This window comes from Rhodococcus sp. T9N (assembly GCF_024436645.1).
Taxonomy (GTDB): Bacteria; Actinomycetota; Actinomycetes; order Mycobacteriales; family Mycobacteriaceae; genus Rhodococcus_F; species Rhodococcus_F qingshengii.
In genome coordinates this window covers 26,516-50,190 of record NZ_JAMSKS010000024.1, presented here as the reverse complement: position 1 = coordinate 50,190, position 23,675 = coordinate 26,516, and the positions used below count along the sequence as shown (strand labels likewise).

Below are 23,675 nucleotides of genomic sequence, written 5' to 3'. Positions count from 1 at the left end.
CCGCAGTGTTTGATGCCAGAGAGTGACAACAGCCTGACGAATTCGGGAGCGCAGCATTTGTCATTTGCCATCACAGCTTTGATTCGCGCTCGCCATTGTCATCGAGGATCAAGAACTCGATCTTCGCTCGCTCCCCGTCCGCATCGAAGTCGTTGTCGCGGTCTGAGACACGCGTGATCAGTTCCGTCAGTGCCGCATGGATCGTCGTGTACAGAAATGCACGCGGGTCGGACACCCCCATCACGTCGTCAGTGTTCATCTGTACCTGCGCCGTAGCGGTACGCCTGCCCAGAAACACACGCGGAAGCCGGATCCCGGTCGGATCGGTCACCACGGAGATGTCGCCACCAACGACAACAAACAGATCGAAGTCGTACTGCATCGCGATGCCCCTCAGCCGGTGTCTGAGCCGAGTCAACTCCTCGATGAAGTCAAGCGGCACCGACGGTCCACCGAATACTGTCCTGAACGTGACCCCGCGAGTCATCGATCTGCCCCCTTTACGAATCATCCATTTCAGGATCGAGGGCCATACCCTCTGTGTCCCCCACGCCAAGTGCTCGGGCATATCGACCGGCATACCGCTCCAGTGCGACTGCTGAATCGGCCTCACCTTCCCATTGATCCGGAATCGCGGTGCCGTCACACGTTGTTCGCGACACTTGCGCTTCGGAGAACTCGACAGCGGTCCGGGTGAAGGAACACCGCACAAAACTCGTGGCCGCCGAGAATCGTGCGCCGCCGAAAGTGCACTCCACGAATGAGGTATCGGCGAACTGCGCACCAGTCAGGTCTGTGTCGTCGAATGCGCATCGTTCGAACACAGTATTGGGCACGGAGCGGAGCCCGCGTGCTTTGGCTCCAGTGAAATCGCAATCGACGACCCTCGGTCCGAGCGCCACACGCGAGAGCGCAGCACCCCGGAAACTGCACCGTTCGAGTCGGCGATTGAAACGGGGCTGTCCGGTCAGTGCCACGAAATCGAAACGGCAGTCGAATAATTCGGATTCGAAGACGGAGATCGAACCCCGAGCGAAACTCAGATCAATCCGTTCCAACGTGAGATACCGAATGTCCAATCCAGCGCTACCCGCTGTCAGGCCACGCACATCGATCAGCCCGTCATCGGTCTCCGCCCGTGGGGAGACGAGAGTGTGGGGAGGCTTGACGATCCGCGACTGATCGAGCAGCTGCGCCCGTAAATTATCGACACCCTCATCTGACCAACGTCGACGTAAAGAGGTGATCGCGGACCGGTTCACGGGCTCAATAGTATCGGCAAGATCCCCAGCGATTGGCCGTGGCTGTCCGAGAAGCGAATCACCACACATCAGTACTTCGGTAGGAATCACTTCTCGGAGCGCGCAAAACAGCCGGACCGTGAAATGCACGGCCCGGCTGCAGCGCTCACGCGCACGAAGTGGAACTCGGAGTCAACTGGGGTACTGAAACCGGTCGTGTACGAGCCGTTGACTCATCTCCGGATCAGTATCGAATTATCCACTCTCACAAGTTGATCACGTCGCCCACAAGGATCTGATCGGGATTGACGATCTGCGGATTCATGTCCCACACCTGCTGCCAGGTGAGACCTCGTTCTGTCGCGAGGTCGAACAATGTATCACCGGCTGCAACGACTACCTTTGAGCCGGACGCTGGAGTCTCCGACTCCGGAATGCTTTCTACCGGTACAGATTCGGATGCCTCAGAGTAGACAACGGGAGCAGGCGCCGGTTCCGGTGCAAATTCGGGTGCTACGTCCTGTGCCGGCGCGGGCGCGGGCGCGGGCGCGGGAACAATACTCGACCCGGTATCGCACGCCCCGATCGAACTCAGGAAGGACATGGGATCGACGGCGCCTCCACTGTGAATGCGGAGATGCAGATGTGGACCGGTGGAGCTACCGGTGTTACCCGTTGCCCCGATCTCGTCGCCTACCTCGACGTGTTGCCCCACACCGACCCATGTTTCGGAGAGGTGGCCCATCTGAATCTGCTCGCCACTGTCCGCTTCCAACTGGATGTACGTTCCATATCCACCCGGATCATTGGGTCCGGCAACAGAAATCGTGCCCGATGTGGGCGCGTGGAGCGCGGTGCCGACGTTGACAGCGAAGTCGACTCCGTCATGTCCCGCGTGGTAACCCTGCGAAAGTGATCCGCTCACCGGCCACTCCCAATTGCAACTCGCCGACCAGCCCTGCGCACCGGCGGTACCTGCATTGGCTACTGCTCCGGCCCCCACAAGGGCGCCCAGTCCCGCAGTTACGGCGATGAATCGTTTTGTGCTGGAAGGCTTGTGTTTTCTGTGCTTACTCATGTTTTCCTTGACTGATGTGCTCGGAGCAGGTGCAGGCTCTACCCGCAGACAGCACTCAATACGTGCTGAGCTACTTGGTGTATCGCACCAAGACTCCGTTGGAGTGAAATGTTCGGATCGCGCCATGGAGAGAGGTACGGTGACCGCTCTCGAACGCGAGCGCGCGCATAGACCCGCAGGTCTGTATCTCCTGGTGACAGCACAGGAGATACGGGTTCTACATCGAGGCAGTGCCTGAATCGATCGTTGATCGAGGACTACGAATGCCGGAACAAACCGAAGGCTTCTCGTTCGAAGATCGACAGGGTGGGTGTCTACCCGGATGGTCGGAAAGGGGGTGGAACATGGAGATCCTTGCGTTGCGGATGAGGAATCACCTCATACGCTGTCGCTTCACGACGCTCCACACCACGGTTGAATTACCTGGGTACATACCTGTTTTTGCGCATTCGACCCGACCGGTCGATATCAGGCGCGCCTTCGGTGGATGGCATCTGGTCGAACAATCGCCAGTGCCCCATGTCACTTCTGGAGACGATACGGCGTCTTGGTCACCTGGCGCGTCAGCGTTACCGAGATGGGACATACAGGCGGCATTGCTCCTACAAGCCGAACGGGAGACCAGTGCACGTTCCCGGCATCGGAAACGCGTGCTGATCTCCCGTTCGGCGAGTTGTTGCCTAGTGGATCTACTGCTGAGTCGAAGCTACTTTCTCGGCTGCGTGGTGAGCGGCAATGTATCCGTAAACCAGCCCCTGGCCGATCGTTGCACCGGCGCCCGGGTAGGTGTGACCGAATGCGTTGGCCGCAGTATTGCCGATCGCATACAGGCCGTCGATCACGCTGCCGTCCTCACGAAGCACGCGTGCATGCTCGTCCGCCTGCACACCGCCGCAGGTGCCGAGGTCGCTGAGCGTCATCTTCACCGCGTAGAGGGCACTCGTGTCGAGCTTCCTCAGGTTCGGGTTCGGGGACACTGTCGGGTCGCCGTAGTACCGATCGTATGCACTTCCGCCGCGACCAAATTCCGCATCGCTACCGGCAGCAGCGGCCTCGTTGAACTTCTCGAAGGACTCGGCAAAAGCCTCCTCGGGAAGACCGACCTTGCGGGCAAGCTCGACCGGACTGCTCGCCTTGTGCGCGATGCCGGAGTCGAAGAATGCCTGCGGAAGCGGCTGACGAGGGAAGATACCGCCTGCGAACACGTAGCTGTTGCGGTACTCCTGGTCGAAAACAAACCACATCGACTCGGCCGGATCTCCGGCCTTTTCCCGTTCGAGCACGCGCTGGCCGAACGACATGTAGTCCGTCGCCTCGTTCACGAATCGACGACCGGTCTGGTCGACGATGAACGAGCCTGGCAGCGCACGCTCTGCGAGCATCACCATCGGCGGGCGGCCCTTGATGCTTGCCACCGCGGGGAACCACCACGACTGATCCATCGATCCGATACCTGCGCCGAGCTCTTGTGCTGCCTCGATCGCTTCGCCGGTGTTGCCCTCTGCGCCCAGGCTCTCGTGCTCACCGAGGCTCTCCGACTGGTACTTGTGGCGCCACTCCATGTTGTGGTCGAACCCTCCGGCTGCCAGAACGACACCACGCCGAGCGGTCACCGTCACTTCACGACCGTCTTGCACCACAACTGCACCCGTTACGCGGCCATCTTCGGTGATGAGCCGAACCAACGACGTTTCCGTCCACACCGGGATACCGGCCTGGACCACACCTGCGAACAGGCCGGCGGCGAGCGCCTGACCGCCTGCGATGTATTCACGCTTGAGTACGTACTTGCCGTAAACGCCCTGCGCCAGGCGGCGGATGATGCGAGGGAAAGCCTTGCTCGGCTTCTTCACCATCAGGTTCATCCACTTGTAGTCCGCACCTGTCACCGGCATCGGCAGTCCGGCTTCCATCAAACCGGGCCGCAGGCGACCGCGTTCCGCGCCGAGTACCGACGCGTCGAACGGCAGGCACTCGCAGGTACGTCCGGCGGCGCTACCTCCCGGCAGTTCGGGGTGGTAATCGGAGTATTCCTTGGCCCAGAAGAACTTCATGGGCGTCGTGCGGTAAAGCATGTCGACGGTGGCCGCACCGTTGTCGACGAATGCCTCCCCACGTTGGGCAGGGGCAGTATCACCGACCACCGACCGCACGTATGTCTTCGCGCGCTCAACGGTGTCGCCCGCACCGGCTTTCGCCAAGATCGGGTTGGCAGGCATCCAGAACGCTCCACCGGACCGCGCCGTCGAACCGCCAACGTACTGCGTCTTCTCCACGATCAGCGTGGACAAGCCGAGCTCGTTCGCGGTGAGGGCGGCAGCCATGCCGGTACCGGACCCGATCACCAGTAGATCGACAACGATGTCCTTGGCTTGTGTCGCGGGGGGTGCCTGATTCTTCGCCATTGAACAAATCCCTTCACGTGGTTATCGACGTAGAACGCTAAGGCAGTCGCGGCGCAGAAGGTTCCGGATGCCCAGTCAGCGGGACATTGCGAGTGGATTGGCGAAGAACGGCTCCTGCCACGGGTCGGGCGTTGTGCCCGCCCCAGCAGAATCGCGGCTTGCCTTCTTCGATGTCTACGCTGCTCACGTGAGGACAAATCCCAGCTTCGGCATCGTCGACGAAACGCTCGGCGCCCTTGTACGCGGCATGCTTCCCCGCCTACGCCACGCCTTCGAGCATCACCAGGCTCTTCACCGTCTGGCCGTCGAAGCGATTGTCAACGTCTGACAGACTCGTGCGGTTTGCATTTCATGGACGGGTACTGGCCGGCGGTTCGCTTCAACGGCGACGATGGCGTCGTCGAGGTGACTGTCGAATCCTGACCGCGATCCTCGTCTCGGACTATCGGCTGATGTTCCTCGGCACTGATGAAGAATAATCATCTACATGAAATGGAACACCCCTACAGAGACCGGCTGGTTCGTCAACCTTGCCGAAGGTGGTTCGGCCGTATCGATATTCGATCCGTCGGGGAACGTTCAAGGCGAACTGATTCCCGCATCCGACGACGGATCGGAGAGCGTTGCCGGCGGGCGGAAGAGGAAATCGTCAACAGCCGAGCAGGATCGATCCAGGCTCACATTCCGCAAAGGCCGACCTGCATCACTTCGATTGTCCGACGGAACGATCGGGACCCTGATCGACCAGAAGCCCAAGGCCATGCGCCGCAAGAACAAGCTGTGCGAAGTCGATATCGCGGGCAGAACATACCTCTTCGTTCATTCATCGGGCCGAAAGGCAACAGCCCGGCGTGACGGAATCGCATTGGCACACATGGAACGTGGCCGATGGTCGGGTAGAAGTACCGTCGCCAGAAGAACCCTCACGGCAACGGACGCCCTTGACGAATGTGTCCTGACACTGTTTCAGAAGGTAGTCACACCTGGACGTACCGGCGCCTTCGATCAGGTACTGACCGACCTCAGCAACATATGACGTACGCCATATTCGGTGGATCTCAACCGCACTCGAGATACTGACTTTCAACTCTCAGGTCCACGGACATGCCTTGGACACAATGAGTTTCACATCTCGGAGCGGAACGCTGAAACCAGATCATGGTCAATGTCGACGCTTTGAACACGCTCGCCCAGCGATTGTCGCCAGGTGCGATGATCACAGATCCAGATCTACTCCAGTCCTATCGGCAGGACTGGAGTTTCGATCCCGCAGCCGGAACACCGGTTGCCGTAGTACGTGCTTCGACGACGGCAGAGGCGGTTCGACGGACGGCATCTGAGGCCGCCACATGTAGCGAATAGCGACGAGTACCTGAATTCTCCAGTGCAACCGGATATGGTGAGGCTGTCGTCTTCAATGCGGCGATGCAAGAAGGGAAGCTGCGACCAAGACGTTACGTCGGGGAAGACAAGTAAATCACCTGGACATGGCTGGAGGCCTCCGTGATGAATCTCGTTCGCCGACTGAGCGTCTGCACATCCGTCGTGATCGCTTCTACTCTGACGTCGGTGGCGCTCGCATCCGCCGCGGTGACCATTCCATTCCAGGTCAACCCTGCGCCGTACGGCAACCCGAACGGCAGCTTCGACGCGCCGGCCGTCCGCTGCGTAGCTGTCGTCGGTGAACAACCCGGCACGGTGACGATCACCGGAGGCAAGGAAGGCCGGTGGGGATGCCTGCTCTCGTCCGAAATGCGCTGGCTGAACCTTTCGACCGGGGCCTCCGGCTCCGCTCGGCTCTCGGACGGCCTCAACGGAGTCCCAGCAGAGGCGATCGTGCAGACCGGGACCGGTCAAGTCGCTGTTGCCGTGCTGTCCGTGGCCGGATCCATCATCACCCCAGGTGTCACATCGTTCTACGTGCCGTAGCACCAGAACTCCGCATCACCGGCACCGTGGGACCTAAGGTCCTGTTTACCGACCCGTCATCCCGGTTAGCCTGAAAAGACGCTACCGAGAGGACACTCATGACCTCGTCAGTGCACGAAACGATCTCCGTGGATCTGGATTTGATCGACCTGTACAAGGACCTCCACAGCCATCCGGAACTGGGGTTTCACGAGCAACGAACATCCAGTCTGGTGGAAAGACATCTAACAGCACTTGGATTCGACACCACCACCGGTGTCGGGACAACCGGAGTCGTCGGAGTCCTGAAGAACGGAGCGGGCCCCACAGCGCTGCTGCGTGCGGACATGGACGCCCTCCCGGTTCGGGAAGAAACCGGATTGGACTACGCCAGCACCGTGACAACGACCGACGACCAGGGGAAGACCGTCTCGCTCAGCCACGCGTGCGGCCATGACCTGCATACGACCTGCTTACTCGGTGCAGCCCGGATCCTCTCGCAGGACACGACGACCTGGTCCGGCACTCTTGTCCTCGTCTTCCAACCGGCGGAGGAACTTGGCGCGGGTGCGCAAGCCATGGTCGACGACGGACTGTTCGAGCGATTCCCGAAGCCCGACATCGTTCTCGGCCAACACGTATCGCCGCTACCGGCAGGCACGATCGCCGGGCACGCCGGCCCCTCGTATGCGGGATCGGACTCACTTCGTGTGAGACTGGTCGGAAAGGGCGCCCACGGATCTATGCCGGAGAACTCGGTCGATCCCGTGGTCATGGCGGCCGAAACCGTGTTGCGTTTGCAAACTGTCATCTCACGCGAGGTCCCGAGCACTGCAACAGCTGTCCTCACCGTCGGCTCCATCCATGCTGGAGATGCCGCCAACGTCATTCCCGGCGAAGCAGAACTGCAACTCAACATCCGCAGCTACGACGCAGTTGTGCGTCAGCGCATCCTGGATAGCGTCGACCGCATCGTCCAGGGCGAAGCGGCCACCGCCGGCGCTCCCACCCCACCGACCATCACCGAGACGGAGCACTTTCCGATCGTCGTCAATGACCCGGCGGCGCTGGACAAGACACTTGATGCGTTTGCCGAATGGTTGGGGACGAACAAGATTCTCGATCCCGGCGCAGGAGCAGGTAGTGAAGACGTCGGCATTCTCGCGACCAGTGCCGGTGCGCCACTGTCGTACTGGTTGTTGGGCGGTACCGACCCTTCACTGTTCACGACAGGTGACATGACCGATCCGGCTTTGCGAACCGTGCCGTCGAACCACTCTCCGCACTACGCTCCCGTGATCGAGCCGACCCTGACCATCGGTGTGAACGCCTTGGTCGTCGCGGCCAGGACGTGGCTCCCAACTCCCTAGAGTGTTGCGGGTCCGCAATCGATCGATCGTCCATGCGATCAAGGCTGCAAACGCGTAGGCGCCGCCGAGAATACTTGCAGCGCCCCACCCTGCCGCGTCGAAAACCATAGTGGTGGAAACCGCCCCAGCCGCGCTGCCCAACGAATAGAACACCATGTAACTACCGATGATCTGCCCGGACGATTCCGGTGTGTTCGCGACGATCAGATTCTGGCTCGTGACGTGAACAGCCTGCACGGCAAAGTCCAACGCAACAACACCGACTACGAGCAACACCAGCGAGTGCGTCGCCTGCGCGTTGAATACCCACGACAGCAAGAGAACGACCAACGACGCCCCGGTGACGCGTTGCGCTTTGCCTTGATCGGCCCACCGACCGGCACCGACCGCGCCCAATGCTCCGACCAATCCTGCGATTCCGAAGAGCCCGATCTGTGTGGTCGACAACCGCCATGGTTCCTCACTCAACGGCAGGGCCATTCCGCTCCACAAAGCACCAAAGGACGCGAAAAGGAACAAGGCGATCAGGGCCCGGGTGCGAAACAGTCGGTTCGTAAGCGTCAACGTCACGACAGACCCCATTGCACGCACGTACGAACGCCTATCGGGTTGCGAACGAAGATCTTTCGGCAGCATCGTCAGCGCGACGGCCGCGACCAGTACCGAAATGAAAGTGGATCCCGCGTAGACCGCCCGCCAGCCTGCCAGATCCGCAACTGCGCCGGCGACAGTCCGAGCGAGGATGATGCCGACGACAACGCCGCTGGTGATGACACCGATGTTTGCCCCCCGCTCGTCCGGGTCACTGATTGCCGCAGCATAGGCAACCATGACTTGAACAACTACCGAGAACGTGCCTGCGACCGCCATCCCGATCAACAGCTGCAGATTCGTGGTGGCCAGAGCAACAAGCATCGTTCCCGTTGCAGCAGCGACGATCTGGATTGCGATCAATTTCTTTCGATTCACGAGATCGCTCAATGGCACCAACACGATCAACCCCACCACATAACCGAGTTGGGCGAGTGCGACTACGAAACCGAGGCCGGCCGGAGGAATGGAAAGATCCGAGCCGATTTGCCCGAGGAGCGGCTGTGCGTAGTAGATATTGGCTACCGAGACACCGCAGAGCACCGCGAGCAACAGGCGAAGTCCACGAGGCATTTTGAACTTGTCCCGTGCGTTCTCGACAGATTGACGTGCAGTCACTTCCACCTCAATTTGGTTGCGTTTTGATACCATTTGAAGACTATGTCAATACAGTTTCAAAACGCAACCAATGAGGAACCCGATGCCTGATCGCACACAATGGACGGACCCGCACTGCCCGACGGCCCGAGCGGCCGACATCATCGGCGACAGATGGTCGCTGTTGATCGTGCGAGACGCCTTCGACGGGTCGTCGAGGTTCAGTCAGTTTCAGCGAAACCTGCGCATCGCAAAGAATATCTTGACGGACAGGCTGAAAACCCTTGTCGAGCAAGGAATTTTCGAAGTCCGACCGAACGAACAAGGGACCCGCAACGAGTACATCCTGACCGGACGCGGTATGGATCTGTTCATCGTGATCACGAGCCTGCGGCAATGGGGAGAGCGCCACGCCTTCGATGACGGTGAGCCACACTCGATCTTGATCGACGACACCACGGGCGATCCGGTGCCCAGGCTTCGACTGATCAACGCACGGAATATCGACCTGGACCCGGCAAGTACACATGTGGAGAAGGTCGAGGAAGGCTGACCCGCAACTCGCCAGATCGGTAGATGGGCGCACAGGATTCGAAGTTCGCGCATACTCCGATCATGACTGTCGATCTCGAGTTTTCCTGGCCGCAGTTTCTCTGGATTGCATTCATCTTCGTCGGCGTACCCACAACTATCGGCGCAAGCATCATCTGGACAATCTGGCGTTCGGAACGAACTGGCGTGGAGCACTCCACGACCGCCCTCGACGCCGGGCGCACGGGATCGGGCCCACTCGGACTGTGGCGTACCGGCCTGTTGGCCTTTGCGCTGGGCCTTCTGTCTTGTGTGGGCTGGCTCAGCTGGTCAGCCGACTACAAAGGCGGATTCCGCGGCCCCGGCCTGCCTGCCCCGACGCAGTTTCCTCCCTGGCAGGTGTTTGCCTGCGGATTAACGGTGATCCTCGCGTGTTTCGTTTCCGCACATTGCTCGCGATGGATGAAGGCAGGCGGCCTGACTGCAGCTGCCGGCACGGCTGCGGGATTCACCACAGCATTCAGTATCGACGCCAGTACTGATGTCACCGGACAGGCAGGCGTGGGCGTCGCACTGTCCACGATCGGATGGGGCCTCACCCTTACCGCACTGATGCTTCTGCGCGGCAAGTGGTCGCGACGAGGATGAATCATTGCCGGATCATCCATACTCCGAGTAAAGAATTCGATAAGCGGACCTAACACGTTTTGAAATTCATTAAGAAGAAAATCGATTCCAGATACAGGATCGCCTGATTGCCGAACCTCCACGAGATCCTCGAAAAATATGAGACAGAAGCCTTATCGCTTCCGTGCCAACCCTTTGACGCATGCGGATCATAATATTCTTCGAACATCACGCGGAAGTGCACACAAGTCTGTGACTCACGGCATTATCCGATTTATCACGGGAAATCGTGATAAATCATCACCGTCTCTGAACTGCAACAACGCCTTAAGTTACAGATTCAACTAGTTCCAAACCATAGGGTTTCTTCCTTTTTCTCGGCGTCTCGATTCCGTAATGCTTGACATCGAATTGTCTTTCGTTCTCAATGAGCGATGTCAACTGACGATGATGCATCTCAGTGCATCAACGCAGTAATTCCGCTATCGAATCCAGTGAAGGGACCAGCCGCGAAATGACGGTTGCCGAGAGCTTGAAAGATAGGAATCTGTACTCCAACCTCAGGCGTGCTGCTGATTTGAGCAACCCATTCTGGGATCGCGCAGTCAGTGAGGGTCTGGCCGATATCACCGCCGATCGCGTCGCAGGTTTCGAACACCGGACGATCCAAGGATACGAATTCGAGAACTTCTCCACGTACTCGTATCTGGGGCTCGACACCGACGACCGAATTCGTTCGGGTGCGATCGCCGCTCTCGAGCGCGAACGAACGTTGAACAGTTCCATCTCGCGGATGAGAGTCCACTCCAGCCTTCTCGACGACACAGAGGCCGCGTTGAGCGAACTGCTTGACGCACATGTGCTCACCCTCGGATCCGCCGCAAACGCTGCGTGGAGTTTGCTCCCCCTCGTTGCGTCCGGGTTGCTCACCGGCGGTGAACCTCCCCTCATGGTGTTCGACAAGAACGCACACTTCTGCCTCAATGCCATGAAGGCGAGCGTCGCCGACGAAACGACGATCGTGACCATTCGGCACGACGACGTCGATGAACTCGAAAGTCTTTGCCGAACAAATTCTCAGGTGGCATACGTGGCGGACACCGTCTACAGCACAGGCGGGAAGGCGCCCCTGAACGAACTGTTTGCATTACAGGCCAAATACGGACTGATTCTCGTTCTCGACGAGGCGCACAGCACCTCGGTCATCGGACACAACGGGCGTGGCGCGGTCCTGGATCTCATCGGCAGCCTCAATGATCGAACATTCTTGCTGACATCACTGAACAAGGGATTCGGTGCTTCCGGCGGTGCGATCGCACTCGGTCGGAACGGGGGCAGTCGAAATCGTGATCTCGCACTTCGCTACGGCGGCCCGCTGACGTGGTCGCAGCGTGTGAACGTAGCCGGGCTGGGTGCTATTGCGGCGTCCGTGGAGCTCCACCGCAGCGGAGAGGTCGACAAGCGGCAGCGGCAACTCCGCACGGTTGTCGAACTGTTCGATTCGCTCGTCGACACGCCGGCATCGGGCGATGGACTCCCGATCCGCTTCGTCACGCTCCACGAGGAAGAACAAACCATCACCGCAGCACAGAAACTGCTGGCTAGCGGTTTCTACACATCGGCGGTCTTCTTCCCTGTCATCGGCCGGGGCAAAGCCGGGCTGAGACTGATGCTTCGGGCGGACCTTCCACATGCAACGATCGAGCGCTTCGCCGACGTCCTACGAAGTGTCACGGAATGAGCGACGACCGCACTGTCGCAGTGACACCGCTGGCTTGTGCCGTCGTGTTGACAGCACAAATGGCCACGACCATCTACCTCCCTTCACTGCCGAAGATCGCGACGGATCTGGGCATCGAAGATTCCGTGGTGAAGTGGTCGGTGACACTCTTCGTGATCAGTGCCGCACTTCCGGTGGTCGTGTGGGGGCGGTTGGCAGATCGACTCGGACGCAGGACGGCACTGTTGTCCAGCTTGGTATTGTTCGTGATCGCCTGCATTGCATTGGCTTTGGTCCAGAGCGCCGCCGTACTACTGATCGGCCGGATCGTTCAAGGCATCGGAGCAGGAGGTGCGGCCATCATCGTGCGAATGATGGTGAAGGACAAGTTCACCGGTTCGGAGTTGGCTAGCCGCTTGTCGCTGTTGTCGATGGCATTTGTGGTGGCACTGGGCGGTGGCCAACTGATCGGCGGCGCTCTTGCGTCGTTCACCTCGTGGCGAACCGGCTTCGGCGTGCTCGGAGTACTCGGAGCAGCACTCGCTGCGGTGGCACTGAGGACCGAGAACACCACAGTCCGCGACAACAACGAACGCGTTGTTCGGTGGAATGCCATAGTCCTGACACCCCAGTTCTACAAACCAGCCATTGCGGGGGGCCTGGGTTTCGGCGCGATAGTCCTTGTGCAGCAATCGAGCCCCTTCCTGTTCAGCGATCGATTCGACTTGCAACCGTGGGCATTCGGAGCCTTCGGAATCCTCTACGGAACCGCCTACTTCAGCGGCGCGCTTTACGTCAATCGAAGGGCCACAACCGTCGGTTCAGAGAAGTTGATGCGTCGAGGTGCGCTGTGCATGCTGCTTGCCGGCCTCGTCCTCATGCTCTGCTGGTATCCCCCACTCGGTTCCACGCCGTTGCTCGCGGTCTTCCTGCTCGGATACATCGCACTGACATTTGGGCAATCGCTTCTCTTCCCGAACTCGGCAGCATCAGCAGTGACGCATTTTGCTGAAGGCGGAGCCATCGCCGTCGCGTACTGCGGACTCGTACAGCAGGGAATTGCCGGCATCGCCTCTGTAGTCGGACCTCTCGCATCCGATGAGCGCGTGTGGTCGGCAATCGTCGCACTGATCACTGCAGCAGCGACTGCGCTCGTATTCTCCCTCCGCACAGCTTCCTCCGAACCGACAGTAGGTACGTCCCATGCCCGTCATTGAACGCACCGCACAACTCGACCCCGGTACCCGCGAGCAAAACTTACTGGCATACAAGGAAATTCGCGAGCGAGTTGCGGACGCGCAACACTTGTCCGTTCACGGGGCACCCGAGCGGTCGGTCGCCAAGCACCGGGCTCGCGGCAAATTGCCCGCTCGCGAACGCATCGATGCTCTTCTCGACGTGCAGTCCCCGTTCTTCGAGATCGGACAACTGGCCGGATTCGAGGTGTACGACGAGCAACTCCCGTCGGCTGGTCTGGTCACGGGCGTAGGGCTCATCCGCGGCTCACTCTGCGCCGTCTTCGCGAACGACGCCACCGTCAAGGGCGGCACCTACTACCCGCTGACCGTCAAGAAGCAACTGCGATTGCAATCCGTCGCTCGTCGGCTGAGGCTGCCGTGTGTCTATCTCGTCGATTCCGGAGGTGTTTTCCTTCCGATGCAGGACGAGATCTTCCCCGACGAGCACCATTTCGGCGAGATGTTCAAGAACATCGCCGAAATGTCGGCAGACGGCATCGTTCAGATCGCAGCAGTCATGGGTTCCTGCACGGCTGGAGGTGCATACATCCCAGCGATGTGCGACGAGACCGTCATCGTCCGCGGTACCGGCACCGTCTATCTGGGCGGCCCTCAGTTGGTCAAGGCTGCAACCGGTGTCGACGTCGAACCGCAAGAGCTCGGCGGCGCCGACGTGCACGGGGTGATCAGCGGCGTCGTCGATCACATCGCCAACGACGACATCGAGGCTCTGAGCATGATCGCCGACATCGTCGCCCGCGGTGATCGACGGGAGGTACGGGCGCCGTCACGATCTCCGCGACCACCTCTTCACTCCCCCGAGCAGCTCGACACGGTGATCCCGGCTTCCTCGAAAACCCCGATCGTCGCGCGCGACGTTCTGGCCCACCTGCTCGATGCCAGCGAATTAGTCGAGTACCGAGCGAATTACGGCCGAACCATCGTCTGCGGGACCGGCCACATCGAGGGGTACACCGTCGGGGTCATCATGAACGACGGTGTGCTCTTTTCGGAGGACTCCCTCAAGGCCGCGAACTTCGTCGAACTGTGCTCACAACGAGACATCCCATTGTTGTTCCTGCACAACGTCAACGGATTCATGGTCGGGAAGCAGTACGAGGCGGAAGGTATCGCCAAACACGGCGCGAAACTGGTCAATGCCGTCGCCTGCGCCAGGGTTCCCAAGCTCAGCATCGTCATCGGCGGAAGCTACGGGGCGGGAAACCTCGCGATGTGCGGACGCTCGATAGGTCCTGACTTCATGGCCGTGTGGCCGAACGCGAAGACCACCGTGGTCGGTTCCGAGCAAGCAGCGTCGGTGATGGCATTGATGAAGATCGAATCTGCGCGCACACGCGGAACTCCGCTCACGGAAGAGGAAATCGAGGAAATCAAACGGCCGATACGCGAAGGCTACGACCGGCAGGGCGAGTCGGTGTACGTCGCATCCAGGCTATGGGTTGACGCGATCGTCGACCCGGTCGACACGCGATCCTGGGTTTCACTCGCGCTGTCCATGCTTCCCCGCAATCACGGAACAACGCGCTTCGGCGTCTTCAGGATGTGAGAACATGACTCGACTTCTCATCGCCAATCGGGGTGAAATCGTCACGCGCATCGCGCGCACGGCCCGTCGTCTCGGCATGTCGGTAGTGACGATCTCCTCCCCCGTCGATTCACACGCACAGTGGCATCGCCTCGCCGATCACACCGTGCTTCTGGACGGAGACATCCCCTCGGAGTCCTACACCGATTCGGATCAAATCATTGCGGCCGCGCTGGCCGCGGATTGCGATGCCGTGCACCCGGGTTACGGATTCCTCTCCGAAGACTCCGATTTCGCTGAAGCCGTCGTCGCTGCAGGTCTGACATTCGTCGGTCCGGCCGCTGAATCCATCGCTCTACTCGGAGACAAGGCAAGAGCGAAGAAGGCCGCCGCTGACGCCGGCATCCCGACTCTCACCGCGTGGGGCGAGGCAAGCGCCGATCCCGATACCGTCCTCGGTCACGTTCGATCTCTCGACGTGCCGGTGCTGCTGAAACCGGTGTTCGGGGGCGGCGGCAAGGGGATGGTTCGACTACATCCGGGTGATGACGCACGAGAGGTCATCACCTCTGCAATCGGTTTGAACGAAAGGAACTTCGGCCGCGGCGACCTGATGATCGAAACGCTGGTGGAGCGTCCGCGTCACATCGAAGTTCAGGTCCTCTTCGATTCCTTCGGTACAGGAGTTCACTTCTTCACCCGTGAATGCTCCCTACAGCGTCGGAACCAGAAGATCATCGAGCAGGCACCGGCAAGTTCTGTCCCCGAATCGGTCCTGGGAGCCATGCAGCACGACGCTCTGCGACTACTCGGAGGCGTCGGCTACGTGAATGCGGCAACCGTCGAATTTCTGGTTGACGCCGAAAACCGCTACTACTTTCTCGAAGTCAACACGCGCCTACAAGTCGAACACACGGTCACCGAGGAAGTGACCGGCGTCGATCTCGTCGAACTGCAACTCGACATCGCCCTCGGCGCCCGTTTGCCGTTACAGCAGCGCCATATCGCGCTGCGGGGTTTCGCGGTGCAAGCCAGAATCTACGCCGAGGATCCGTCGAACGGGTTTCGGCCCGCACCTTCACATTCCGTGGACATAGCCTGGCCGTCGAGGGTTCGCATCGACAGTGCTTTCGAGGGTGCCGGCAGCATTCCGCCGTTCTACGATCCGATGATCGCAAAGGTCATAGCAAGCGGTCCGACGCGGTCAACCGCACTGGAATCATTGGACCGAGCTTTGGCCGACTCGAGTTACTTCGGTGGAACCTCGAATATCGGTTTCCTCCGACTTCTCTTGGCGACACCGGCTGTGCGCGCGGATGACATTCACACTTCCTTCGTCGACGAGCACCTCACTCGGTTGATCCCGGATTCTGCAGAGCTCCAGGCCACCGCCGCTGCTGTTGCGATGGTGTGGACTTCCGTCGAGGAACAAACGCCGGTCACCGGGTCGTCATGGACCGGCCCCCACGGACTACATCGAGAGACATTGCGCAAGGTGGGATCCGACCCGATCGGACGCGAACTCATTGCCGACGGCCGCGTCGTGCCGACAACCGTCATCTCACAACGAAGCAACCACTGGATTGTCGCCGCCGACGGCCGGAACATTTCGGTGGTCGTCAGGGGTGGAACCGACGAAGTGACACTCAGCCTGGTCGCCGATGGTTTGACAACCACCGCTGGGCGCCTCGGAGTCGGCACCGGTACATGGGTGTGCGTTGGTGGCTGGACCGTGAAGGTGGACGAGAAAGTCTATACAGCAAAGGATTCCGATCTCAGCGACGGAGAGATCACATCGAAGATGCCGGGAACCGTGCTGGCAGTGCTGCAGACTGGAACGCGGGTGTCGGAAGGTGATGTCGTCGCGGTCGTAGAAGCAATGAAGATGGAGACTGCCCTTCGTGCTTCCTCACCCGGAATCGTCTCGGCGGTGACAGTAACGGTGGGAGATGTCATCGATGCCGGACAAGTGCTGGCAGCCGTGGCGCCATGAGTAAAGATTGCCACGATCTTATCTCTTTCTTGACTGAAGCAATTGTTACACAATATCTTTCATGTCAGAAGCAGGGAGAATCGAGCGTCGCGCAGTCATTGTTTCCGCAACCGAACTCCGCGAACTCATTCGTTCCGATCGGACGCTCGTCGTCGTCAACGTGGTACGAGACAACAGCGAGGGCGGAGCCGGAATCATTACTGCACCGCAGTCCATCACATTGTCGATCAACGACTTTCAAAGCAGTGGCGGCGGGACTGACGGGAATCGACCGCTGCCAGACCTCGACGCATTCGGAAGAACACTGAACGATCTGAAAGTATCCGCCGATGCTCACATCGTGGTCTACAGTTCGGACAGCCCCCTGCTTGCGGCGCGCGCGTGGTTCACGCTTCGCTGGGCAGGACGTTCAGTGCGGTACTTGGACGGCGGATCGTCCGGATGGGTTACAGCCCGGAAACGCATATCGACAAACGATTCGATTCCCGTACCACCTTCCACCACTAGCACGACACTCGCCGACGCAGAAGACGCCCTGCGCGCGGCATCGGCCGGCAGATTGCTCGACGCCCGAGGATCGAGCGCTTTCCGCGCCGGCCACATCCCCGGATCTATCTCAGCGCCGGCAACTGACCTACTCGACGACAACGGATTCCTACTTCCCGACCGCGAGTTACGAGAATACTTCCACCAGTTCGGAATAGAGCGTGGTGCCACCGTCGTGTCCTATTGCGGCGGCGGAGTTGCCGCGTCGCACAACGCACTGGCGCTTGCAGCGGTCGGCATCAGCTCCGCGGTCTACGTCGCGTCGTGGTCGGGGTGGAGCGCCGACCCCGAACGACCCGTCTCCACTGACATCCATCACACACCAAGGAATCCGGACCAGCGATGACACGACAGATGATCCTCGGCGCCTACATGGTCTTTCCGAGTATGCACAGTGCCGGAATGTGGCGGCATTCGTACTCGGAGAATGCCTTCGAGGACAGAGCGCTCTACGAGCGATACGCGCAAGCAGCGGAACGAGCAAAATTCGACCTGATACTGATACCTGAGCGTGTGCACTACGTCGACGGCCACACCAAATACGGTCTGCTGACCGGCTTTCAACATGATCCGACGCAGTTGGCTGCAGTGGTGGCCGGCGCAACAAATCGTATCGGTCTCGGCGTAACCCTTTCGGCAAGCTTCAACAGCCCGTACAACCTGGCGAGAACTCTGGGCAGCCTCGACATACTCAGCGGTGGGCGCGCGGCCTGGAACATCGTGATGACGGCACCCGGTCCGGCTAACGACAACTTTCCCGAAGTCGATCGGCTTCCGAGAGAAGAACTGTACGAGCGCGGCGACGAAGTTCTCGAAGCAACCACCGCACTCTGGTCGTCGTGGGACGGCGACGCCGTATCGGCCGATCGCGACAGCGGAATCTACGCAGACACAAGCAAGATTCACGCGGCCGACTACAAGGGCAAATACTTGTCGGTGCAGGGTCCACTCACCTTGCCACAATCACCTCAGGGCCGCCCGGTCTTCATCCAGGCAGGTGAATCTGTGAGAGGGCGCGAATTCGGTGGGCGGTGGGCAGATCTGGTCTTTGCGATCGACCCGTTGGAGGAAGATCTTCGAGCGAAGCGCAAGGCAATTCGCGGCTACGCGGAAGAGGCCGGACGCGACCCTGATTCGGTGCGCCTCGTCGCCGCTGTGCAACCGATAGTCGGCGAGACGACGAGCATCGCGAAGGAACGGCAGGAGTACCTGCGATCCTTGATCCATCCGGATGCGGCAATCGAGTGGGTCTCCCACTCCGCAGGACTAGACTTGTCGCAGTTCGATCCGTCCACTCCGATCGCCGAAGTTCTCAACCGCGGTAGTGGCCCCTCGCGTCGATTGGCACGCCTGATCGAATCCCGAAATCTCACCATCGCCGAAACCGCAGAGTTGTTCGCGCGCAATGATCTCACTCCCGAGATTGTCGGCTCGCCGCAAGAAGTGGCGGACGAGTTGACGCACCTCTTCGAATCGGGAGCAGCTGACGGTTTCATCCTGACCGCTACCCACTTCCCCAGGGGGCTCGACGACTTCGCGAGTTCCGTCGTGCCACTTCTGCAAGATCGGGGCGTGTTCCGGCGCGAATACACCGGAACGACCCTGCGGTCCCACATCTTCGACACCACTCGCACTTCCCCACGATGAACGGAACTCAGCCCATGACGACGTCGCGGCTTTCATCCATACCGATCCGAGTCGCCATCCTGGCGTCGACGCTTGCAGTTGCAACCGGCTGCAGCACTGCAACGCCAGCTGCGAGCGCCGACTCCGAGCCCGTGTCAGGGGGCGATCTGACCTTTGCGATCAATACGTTTCCACCGTGCATCGACAAGACCCTGAACGGTCAAACTGCTACGGCATTCCATCCACTCTACGACAAACTCGTCGACCAGAACCTCGAGACCGGGGAGATAGTGCCTTGGTTGGCGACGTCCTGGGAGGTCCAGAACGACGGTCGACGATTCGTCTTCGCTCTGCGGGACGGCGTGACCTTCAGCAACGGCGAGCGTCTGGATGCGCAGGTTGTCGCGGACAACTTCGAAAGCCAGAAGAGACTGGGAGACAGTGGCTTCGCGACCACTGCGAAGTCACATCTCGCAAACTTCACTGGAGCGGAGGTACTCGACGCTTCCACTGTCGCACTCAATTTCTCGGAACCGTCAGCGGGCTTCCTTCAAGCCGCCCGCTCCGACACGCTCGCCATCATCGCACCGGAATCGTTGAAGAAGACGCCCGAAGAACGCTGCGCCCAGGGCGTTATCGCTTCCGGCCCGTTCGTACAGAAAGAACTGGAGACCAACGCGAAGGTCGTACTCGCTCGTCGGGACGGGTACCACTGGGGATCCTCACTCAACAAGAACAAGGGAGAGGCCTATCTGGATTCGATCACCTTTTTGGTGGTCCCCGAATCCTCGGTGCGAATCGGCGGTTTGACGTCAGGACAACTGGACGCCGCGATCGACATTCCGAGCACAGACGTCGACCGGGCAGAAGGCGCCGGACTCACTGTCATCCCGTCCCTTGCTGCCGGCATCAACGACTCGCTCTTGCTCAACCCCACGTTCGCGCCGGTACTTGCGGACCTGAACGTGCGGCGTGCTTTGGTGAAGGGCATCGATACCCAGCAGATCATCGACACCACCTACACACCGAGTGACGAGAAAGCGCGAAGCATCTTGTCGGTGAAAGCGCCCGGTTACACCGATCTGTCGTCCGAGTACACCTATGACCCGTCGGGTGCGAAGTCACTGCTGGACGCCAGTGGATGGACAGTCGGCGGTGACGGATTCCGAACCAAGGACGGTGAGAAACTGACCGTCGAATTGGCCTACCGCAACCACCTCCCCCAATCGCAGTTCGAACTGATCCAATCTCAGCTGCGCGACATCGGAGTTGCAGTGAACTTGCAACCTCGCTCGACTGCCGAGGACAACGCCGCGAGAACCGACGGCACATGGGAATCGATCTACTTCCAGAGCTTGCGCGCCGACGGTGACGTACTGCTGGTGTTCAGTCCCACTCTCGGCTCGACCAAAGGCATCGCCTCGACTCCGGAGCTGAATGCATTGCTGGTCAAACAATCTCAGACCGTAGACGTCGATGCGAGAAACGGAGTGTTGAAGGAGATTCAGGAACTGATTGCCGATCAGGCACTGGCGATCCCGTTGCACGCCTCTTCGCTGATCTACGCGACGACTCCCGCGGTTCACGACCTGCGCATCCAAGCCGATCTCTACTCGGTGGACTTCGTGGATGCGTGGAAGAGCTAGCCCACACTTCGTGATCTCGACAACCTGCTTCGACAAACCCTCTTCCCGGAAGGAACCCGATGTTCACCCGTCCTCGCACCGCAACGCTTCTGATCTCTACCCTGGCCACAGTTACTCTCCTGGGTACCGCTTGCGGAAGCCCAGATGAAGAATCGACCGGGCAACACTCCGGTGCAACAACATCCAGTATCAACTTGTCGGCCGAGCAGAACCGCATCAGCACCGACAAGGTTGATTCGATCGCAGCGAAGGTCCCTCAGGAGTTCCGCGACCGGGGCACGATCCGAATCACCGGCAACGCTGGAACCGCTCCACCGTTGCGCTTCTATGCCGACGACGACAAGACTGTCATCGGTTCCGAGACCGACTTCGCGTATTTGATTGCAGAGGTGCTCGGGCTGAAAATCGACCTTCAGGTCGCGGATTGGGCGCAGAATTCGGTGCGGATCGATTCGGGAGACGCAGATGCGTTCATCTCCAACGTGACGGTCACCGAAGAGCGCAAAGAGAAATACGACTTCGCGACGTACCGCCTCGACACTCTCGCGTTCGAGGTCAGAAAGGACAGGAATCTCTCACTCGAGAAGCCGGAAGACATCGCCGGACTGAAGATCGGAGTCGGCGCTGCCACCAATCAGGAGGCGTTGCTGGTGAAGTGGAATGAGGACAACCTCGCAGCTGGGCGTGCTCCCGCTGAAATCACCGTGTACCAGAAGACCACTGACTACTACCTGCCGCTGTCTTCCGGTCGAATCGACGCTTACTTCGGCCCCAACCCGTCATCGCAGTTTCACGCTGCACAGACTGGCGAGAACGAAGTGATCGGTCAGTTCTCCGGAGCCGGTGAGGCCGCGTTGGGCCAGATCGGTGTACTGGTCAAGAAAGACAACGGCTTGGTACAACCGATCAGCGAGGCGATAGATCATCTCATCGAAAACGGCACATACGAGCAAGTTCTCGAGCGATGGAAGATCACCAACGAGGCAGTCGACAAGTCGCTGGTCAATCCCCCTGGCCTCCCGAAGACGAACAAATAGGAAAGGCGCACTCTAACTCGTCGCGGGGCGACTATTTCAGTCTGAACCGCGAGATCGACGGCGGACCATCGTATGCCTCGCCCGCCCCGTCGACCCGAGACCGTGCGCAGCGTGCTCCACCGGCTGCATCGCTTCATCGAAGGACACGCAGCACCAGCTGTCTCCAAGATGATTCGAATGCTGAACTGGGAAGAACGCAGCAAGACAATGGAATCCGACCCAGGTTGTCAATCGAGTGCTAGCTTGGAGTTCCCGATTCAGGTCAGAGCAGGAGCTTCATCCATGAAACTGGCAGAGGCACTGGCGCTACGAAGTGACACCACTCGCAAGGTTGCGCACTTGCGCGAGCGGATCGTCGACAATGCACGCCACCAGGAGGGAGAAGTTCCCGCCGAAGACGCCGCCGTCCTTCTCGAAGTGCTGACGTCAACTCTGAGCGAACTCGAACGGTTGATGCGCGCGATCAATCGAACCAATGCGCAGGCGATCCTCGGAAACGGCACTGTCACAGATGCACTCGCCCATCGAGATGTGCTGCGTCTGAGACACTCTGCAGTCAATGCCGCTGCGGACGCCGCGTCCGGGCGCGAAGAGCGAGGTTACGGTCGTCAACTCCGATCAGAATTGGTCTATGTCGCGGCAGTCCCCGTCACCGAACTTCGGGCAATCGCGGACGACCTCGCCCGCGAGATTCGCGAGGTCGATACACAGATTCAACGAACGAATTGGGAGGTGGATCTGATCGAGTAAGCACGGCAGCGTTGGAGCAGGTAGTCGTTCGGCGAAGCGAGCACACACCGCGACCGGCGGTCTATCCGGTCACCTCTGAGCGCGGCGGGCAGCGCACCTACACATTGCAGCCCTGCACGTCGTACAGGTAAAAGTGCACTACGCACACATCACCACCACGTGCTGATCGTCGATAGACGAGGGCGGGTTCGGGGCATCCAGCACTGTCGGCGACTACAGGTCGGTGCGTCTCCGATTGGGATGCAGGATGCACCTCAGTAGCGCGAATAGTGCTGCATCTCCTCGCGATCTGCAGCGCAGATGCACTTTCGATCGAGACCGCGGTCGGCTGTCACTGCGCAGAAGCGAACCCCGAGCGGATCGTGGGATTCCATACTGTGCTGACACGCCGGGCAGATCGACGGTGTTTTCTGATCCTCGTCAGTCGACTCGGATTGCCCTCGTGCATTCGACACATCGGACGGGTTCGACGCCATACAGGCGCTCCAGTTCTCGGCCGTTCGACCACAGACCGGGTTGGCGTCGAGGACGACATGGCTTGACCGCGCATATTCGAATGACCCTCGACGTACCCCACGCTACTCGCTTCGGCACACCGGTTTGTACCAATTTCTGCCCACGCGACAATCCCGGTCGAGCAGGATAGAACTACTGCACGCACCATTTCCGTGCAGGATTCGAATTCGTGCAGCATTCGTCGTGAAAGGGCTTCTCGTGAACACTTTCCAACGTGTATCCGCCGCCGTGAACGTAGTGGTCCAACCACTGATCGGCGCTCCGATCGTAGGCAAACTACTGGGCCGTTCCATGACCGTCATCACCTACGTCGGACGCAAGTCCGGTCGCACCTTCAGCGCGCCCGTGTCCTACAAACGAAAAGGCGACCATGTGACGATCGGCGTTGCCATGCCGGACAAGAAGAGTTGGTGGCGCAATTTCTACCCGGAACAAGGTCCGATCGTTCTCCAACTGGACGGTATCGATCGCCCCGGCGAGGCACTCGCACACCGAAAAGGCAAGGGTGTCTACGTCTCCGTCGAACTCGCTCCCGTCGACTGAGCGGATCGAACAGTCACCGGTGCAATCACATTCAGCTCACACCCACCGCCTCACGAGATCTGGGTGATTCAGATCTCGTGACGGTCGGGACCTTTGACTCTGTGCAATCGAGACTCGGTCTCGCACCCTTCGACGCGGGTTTTTTGTCGACCATCGGTCGGACAAC

The 23,675-nt window shown here is 59.8% G+C and carries 21 protein-coding genes and 1 pseudogene; 16 read left to right on the top strand and 6 right to left on the bottom strand.

Going from position 1 to position 23,675, the window contains the following annotated elements; genetic code table 11:
* Window positions 1-70: 70 nt before the first annotated feature.
* From M1L53_RS28355 to M1L53_RS28340, 4 genes are all read right to left on the bottom strand, one after another.
* Window positions 71-487: a hypothetical protein gene (locus tag M1L53_RS28355; protein WP_054187577.1), complete on the bottom strand. Its 417-nt coding sequence runs from the start codon at window positions 485-487 to the stop codon at window positions 71-73.
* A 13-nt stretch (window positions 488-500) separates the two neighbouring features.
* A complete protein-coding gene (locus M1L53_RS28350) occupies window positions 501-1,262 on the bottom strand; it encodes a pentapeptide repeat-containing protein (RefSeq protein ID WP_054187578.1) in 762 nt (253 codons plus the stop codon).
* 244 nt (window positions 1,263-1,506) lie between these two features.
* Window positions 1,507-2,319, bottom strand: coding sequence for a peptidoglycan DD-metalloendopeptidase family protein (locus M1L53_RS28345; protein WP_232319028.1), 813 nt, complete (start codon window positions 2,317-2,319; stop codon window positions 1,507-1,509).
* 689 nt (window positions 2,320-3,008) lie between these two features.
* A complete protein-coding gene (locus M1L53_RS28340; protein WP_003943733.1) occupies window positions 3,009-4,724 on the bottom strand; it encodes a 3-ketosteroid-delta-1-dehydrogenase in 1,716 nt (571 codons plus the stop codon).
* Window positions 4,725-4,911: 187 nt separating this feature from the next.
* On the opposite strand from M1L53_RS28340, the gene M1L53_RS28335 reads away from it, so the two are divergent.
* The 4 genes from M1L53_RS28335 to M1L53_RS28320 all read left to right on the top strand — a co-directional run bounded on the left by M1L53_RS28335 (window position 4,912) and on the right by M1L53_RS28320 (window position 8,002).
* A complete protein-coding gene (locus M1L53_RS28335) occupies window positions 4,912-5,052 on the top strand; it encodes a hypothetical protein (RefSeq protein WP_156519461.1) in 141 nt (46 codons plus the stop codon).
* A 159-nt stretch (window positions 5,053-5,211) separates the two neighbouring features.
* On the top strand, window positions 5,212-5,760 hold the full coding sequence (locus tag M1L53_RS28330; protein WP_003943619.1) for a hypothetical protein: 549 nt from the start codon (window positions 5,212-5,214) through the stop codon (window positions 5,758-5,760).
* Between the two features lie 470 nt (window positions 5,761-6,230).
* Entirely contained in the window at window positions 6,231-6,653 is a 423-nt protein-coding gene (locus tag M1L53_RS28325) for a hypothetical protein (RefSeq protein WP_054187580.1), read from the top strand.
* Between the two features lie 98 nt (window positions 6,654-6,751).
* Window positions 6,752-8,002 carry an amidohydrolase gene (locus M1L53_RS28320; RefSeq protein ID WP_054187581.1) on the top strand — a complete coding sequence of 417 codons (1,251 nt, stop codon included), beginning with the start codon at window positions 6,752-6,754 and terminating at the stop codon, window positions 8,000-8,002.
* 66 nt (window positions 8,003-8,068) lie between these two features.
* Here M1L53_RS28320 and M1L53_RS28315 read toward each other — a convergent pair.
* Window positions 8,069-9,166: pseudogene (locus tag M1L53_RS28315) on the bottom strand (MFS transporter); the annotation flags it as partial.
* A 127-nt stretch (window positions 9,167-9,293) separates the two neighbouring features.
* Here M1L53_RS28315 and M1L53_RS28310 point away from each other — a divergent pair.
* The 11 genes from M1L53_RS28310 (at window position 9,294) to M1L53_RS28260 (ending at window position 22,450) form a co-directional block, all read left to right on the top strand.
* Complete coding sequence (locus M1L53_RS28310; RefSeq protein WP_003943700.1) at window positions 9,294-9,743, top strand: helix-turn-helix domain-containing protein; 450 nt, start codon at window positions 9,294-9,296, stop codon at window positions 9,741-9,743.
* 23 nt (window positions 9,744-9,766) lie between these two features.
* Window positions 9,767-10,369: a hypothetical protein gene (locus M1L53_RS28305; protein ID WP_083471179.1), complete on the top strand. Its 603-nt coding sequence runs from the start codon at window positions 9,767-9,769 to the stop codon at window positions 10,367-10,369.
* Window positions 10,370-10,862: 493 nt separating this feature from the next.
* The gene (locus tag M1L53_RS28300; RefSeq protein ID WP_007726454.1) at window positions 10,863-12,089 is read left to right on the top strand and encodes an aminotransferase class I/II-fold pyridoxal phosphate-dependent enzyme; all 1,227 of its coding nucleotides are present in this window, start codon (window positions 10,863-10,865) and stop codon (window positions 12,087-12,089) included.
* A complete protein-coding gene (locus tag M1L53_RS28295) occupies window positions 12,086-13,285 on the top strand; it encodes an MFS transporter (RefSeq protein ID WP_054187583.1) in 1,200 nt (399 codons plus the stop codon). The genes M1L53_RS28300 and M1L53_RS28295 overlap by 4 nt, the downstream gene beginning before the upstream one ends.
* Window positions 13,272-14,873 carry a carboxyl transferase domain-containing protein gene (locus M1L53_RS28290; protein ID WP_054187584.1) on the top strand — a complete coding sequence of 534 codons (1,602 nt, stop codon included), beginning with the start codon at window positions 13,272-13,274 and terminating at the stop codon, window positions 14,871-14,873. Before M1L53_RS28295 ends, M1L53_RS28290 begins: the two co-directional genes overlap by 14 nt.
* A gap of 4 nt (window positions 14,874-14,877) precedes the next feature.
* Window positions 14,878-16,845: a biotin carboxylase N-terminal domain-containing protein gene (locus tag M1L53_RS28285; protein ID WP_054187585.1), complete on the top strand. Its 1,968-nt coding sequence runs from the start codon at window positions 14,878-14,880 to the stop codon at window positions 16,843-16,845.
* 61 nt (window positions 16,846-16,906) lie between these two features.
* Window positions 16,907-17,737 carry a sulfurtransferase gene (locus tag M1L53_RS28280; protein WP_054187586.1) on the top strand — a complete coding sequence of 277 codons (831 nt, stop codon included), beginning with the start codon at window positions 16,907-16,909 and terminating at the stop codon, window positions 17,735-17,737.
* Window positions 17,734-19,038, top strand: a complete 1,305-nt coding sequence (locus M1L53_RS28275) for an NtaA/DmoA family FMN-dependent monooxygenase (RefSeq protein ID WP_007726446.1) — start codon at window positions 17,734-17,736, stop codon at window positions 19,036-19,038. The genes M1L53_RS28280 and M1L53_RS28275 overlap by 4 nt, the downstream gene beginning before the upstream one ends.
* 14 nt (window positions 19,039-19,052) lie before the next feature.
* Window positions 19,053-20,663, top strand: a complete 1,611-nt coding sequence (locus tag M1L53_RS28270) for an ABC transporter substrate-binding protein (RefSeq protein ID WP_198165730.1) — start codon at window positions 19,053-19,055, stop codon at window positions 20,661-20,663.
* 59 nt (window positions 20,664-20,722) lie between these two features.
* Window positions 20,723-21,700 (top strand): ABC transporter substrate-binding protein, encoded by a 978-nt coding sequence (locus tag M1L53_RS28265; protein WP_007726443.1) that lies wholly within the window; start codon window positions 20,723-20,725, stop codon window positions 21,698-21,700.
* A gap of 282 nt (window positions 21,701-21,982) precedes the next feature.
* Window positions 21,983-22,450: a DIP1984 family protein gene (locus tag M1L53_RS28260; RefSeq protein WP_054187602.1), complete on the top strand. Its 468-nt coding sequence runs from the start codon at window positions 21,983-21,985 to the stop codon at window positions 22,448-22,450.
* 254 nt (window positions 22,451-22,704) lie between these two features.
* Here M1L53_RS28260 and M1L53_RS28255 read toward each other — a convergent pair whose 3' ends face one another.
* Window positions 22,705-22,926: an RGCVC family protein gene (locus tag M1L53_RS28255; protein ID WP_003941442.1), complete on the bottom strand. Its 222-nt coding sequence runs from the start codon at window positions 22,924-22,926 to the stop codon at window positions 22,705-22,707.
* A gap of 238 nt (window positions 22,927-23,164) precedes the next feature.
* Here M1L53_RS28255 and M1L53_RS28250 point away from each other — a divergent pair, with 238 nt between their 5' ends.
* Window positions 23,165-23,509: a nitroreductase/quinone reductase family protein gene (locus M1L53_RS28250; RefSeq protein ID WP_037129595.1), complete on the top strand. Its 345-nt coding sequence runs from the start codon at window positions 23,165-23,167 to the stop codon at window positions 23,507-23,509.
* Window positions 23,510-23,675 lie beyond the last annotated feature (166 nt).

What these genes read in the sequence shown, in the direction of transcription:
- M1L53_RS28285 (WP_054187585.1), top strand. Translation starts at nt 14,878, where the DNA reads ATGACTCGACTTCTCATCGCCAATCGGGGTGAAATCGTCACGCGCATC.
- M1L53_RS28255 (WP_003941442.1), bottom strand. Translation starts at nt 22,926, where the DNA reads ATGGCGTCGAACCCGTCCGATGTGTCGAATGCACGAGGGCAATCCGAG.
- M1L53_RS28340 (WP_003943733.1), bottom strand. Translation starts at nt 4,724, where the DNA reads ATGGCGAAGAATCAGGCACCCCCCGCGACACAAGCCAAGGACATCGTT.
- M1L53_RS28265 (WP_007726443.1), top strand. Translation starts at nt 20,723, where the DNA reads ATGTTCACCCGTCCTCGCACCGCAACGCTTCTGATCTCTACCCTGGCC.
- M1L53_RS28320 (WP_054187581.1), top strand. Translation starts at nt 6,752, where the DNA reads ATGACCTCGTCAGTGCACGAAACGATCTCCGTGGATCTGGATTTGATC.
- M1L53_RS28295 (WP_054187583.1), top strand. Translation starts at nt 12,086, where the DNA reads ATGAGCGACGACCGCACTGTCGCAGTGACACCGCTGGCTTGTGCCGTC.
- M1L53_RS28280 (WP_054187586.1), top strand. Translation starts at nt 16,907, where the DNA reads ATGTCAGAAGCAGGGAGAATCGAGCGTCGCGCAGTCATTGTTTCCGCA.
- M1L53_RS28345 (WP_232319028.1), bottom strand. Translation starts at nt 2,319, where the DNA reads ATGAGTAAGCACAGAAAACACAAGCCTTCCAGCACAAAACGATTCATC.
- M1L53_RS28325 (WP_054187580.1), top strand. Translation starts at nt 6,231, where the DNA reads ATGAATCTCGTTCGCCGACTGAGCGTCTGCACATCCGTCGTGATCGCT.
- M1L53_RS28290 (WP_054187584.1), top strand. Translation starts at nt 13,272, where the DNA reads ATGCCCGTCATTGAACGCACCGCACAACTCGACCCCGGTACCCGCGAG.
- M1L53_RS28300 (WP_007726454.1), top strand. Translation starts at nt 10,863, where the DNA reads ATGACGGTTGCCGAGAGCTTGAAAGATAGGAATCTGTACTCCAACCTC.
- M1L53_RS28355 (WP_054187577.1), bottom strand. Translation starts at nt 487, where the DNA reads ATGACTCGCGGGGTCACGTTCAGGACAGTATTCGGTGGACCGTCGGTG.
- M1L53_RS28275 (WP_007726446.1), top strand. Translation starts at nt 17,734, where the DNA reads ATGACACGACAGATGATCCTCGGCGCCTACATGGTCTTTCCGAGTATG.
- M1L53_RS28305 (WP_083471179.1), top strand. Translation starts at nt 9,767, where the DNA reads ATGGGCGCACAGGATTCGAAGTTCGCGCATACTCCGATCATGACTGTC.
- M1L53_RS28330 (WP_003943619.1), top strand. Translation starts at nt 5,212, where the DNA reads ATGAAATGGAACACCCCTACAGAGACCGGCTGGTTCGTCAACCTTGCC.
- M1L53_RS28270 (WP_198165730.1), top strand. Translation starts at nt 19,053, where the DNA reads ATGACGACGTCGCGGCTTTCATCCATACCGATCCGAGTCGCCATCCTG.
- M1L53_RS28260 (WP_054187602.1), top strand. Translation starts at nt 21,983, where the DNA reads ATGAAACTGGCAGAGGCACTGGCGCTACGAAGTGACACCACTCGCAAG.
- M1L53_RS28310 (WP_003943700.1), top strand. Translation starts at nt 9,294, where the DNA reads ATGCCTGATCGCACACAATGGACGGACCCGCACTGCCCGACGGCCCGA.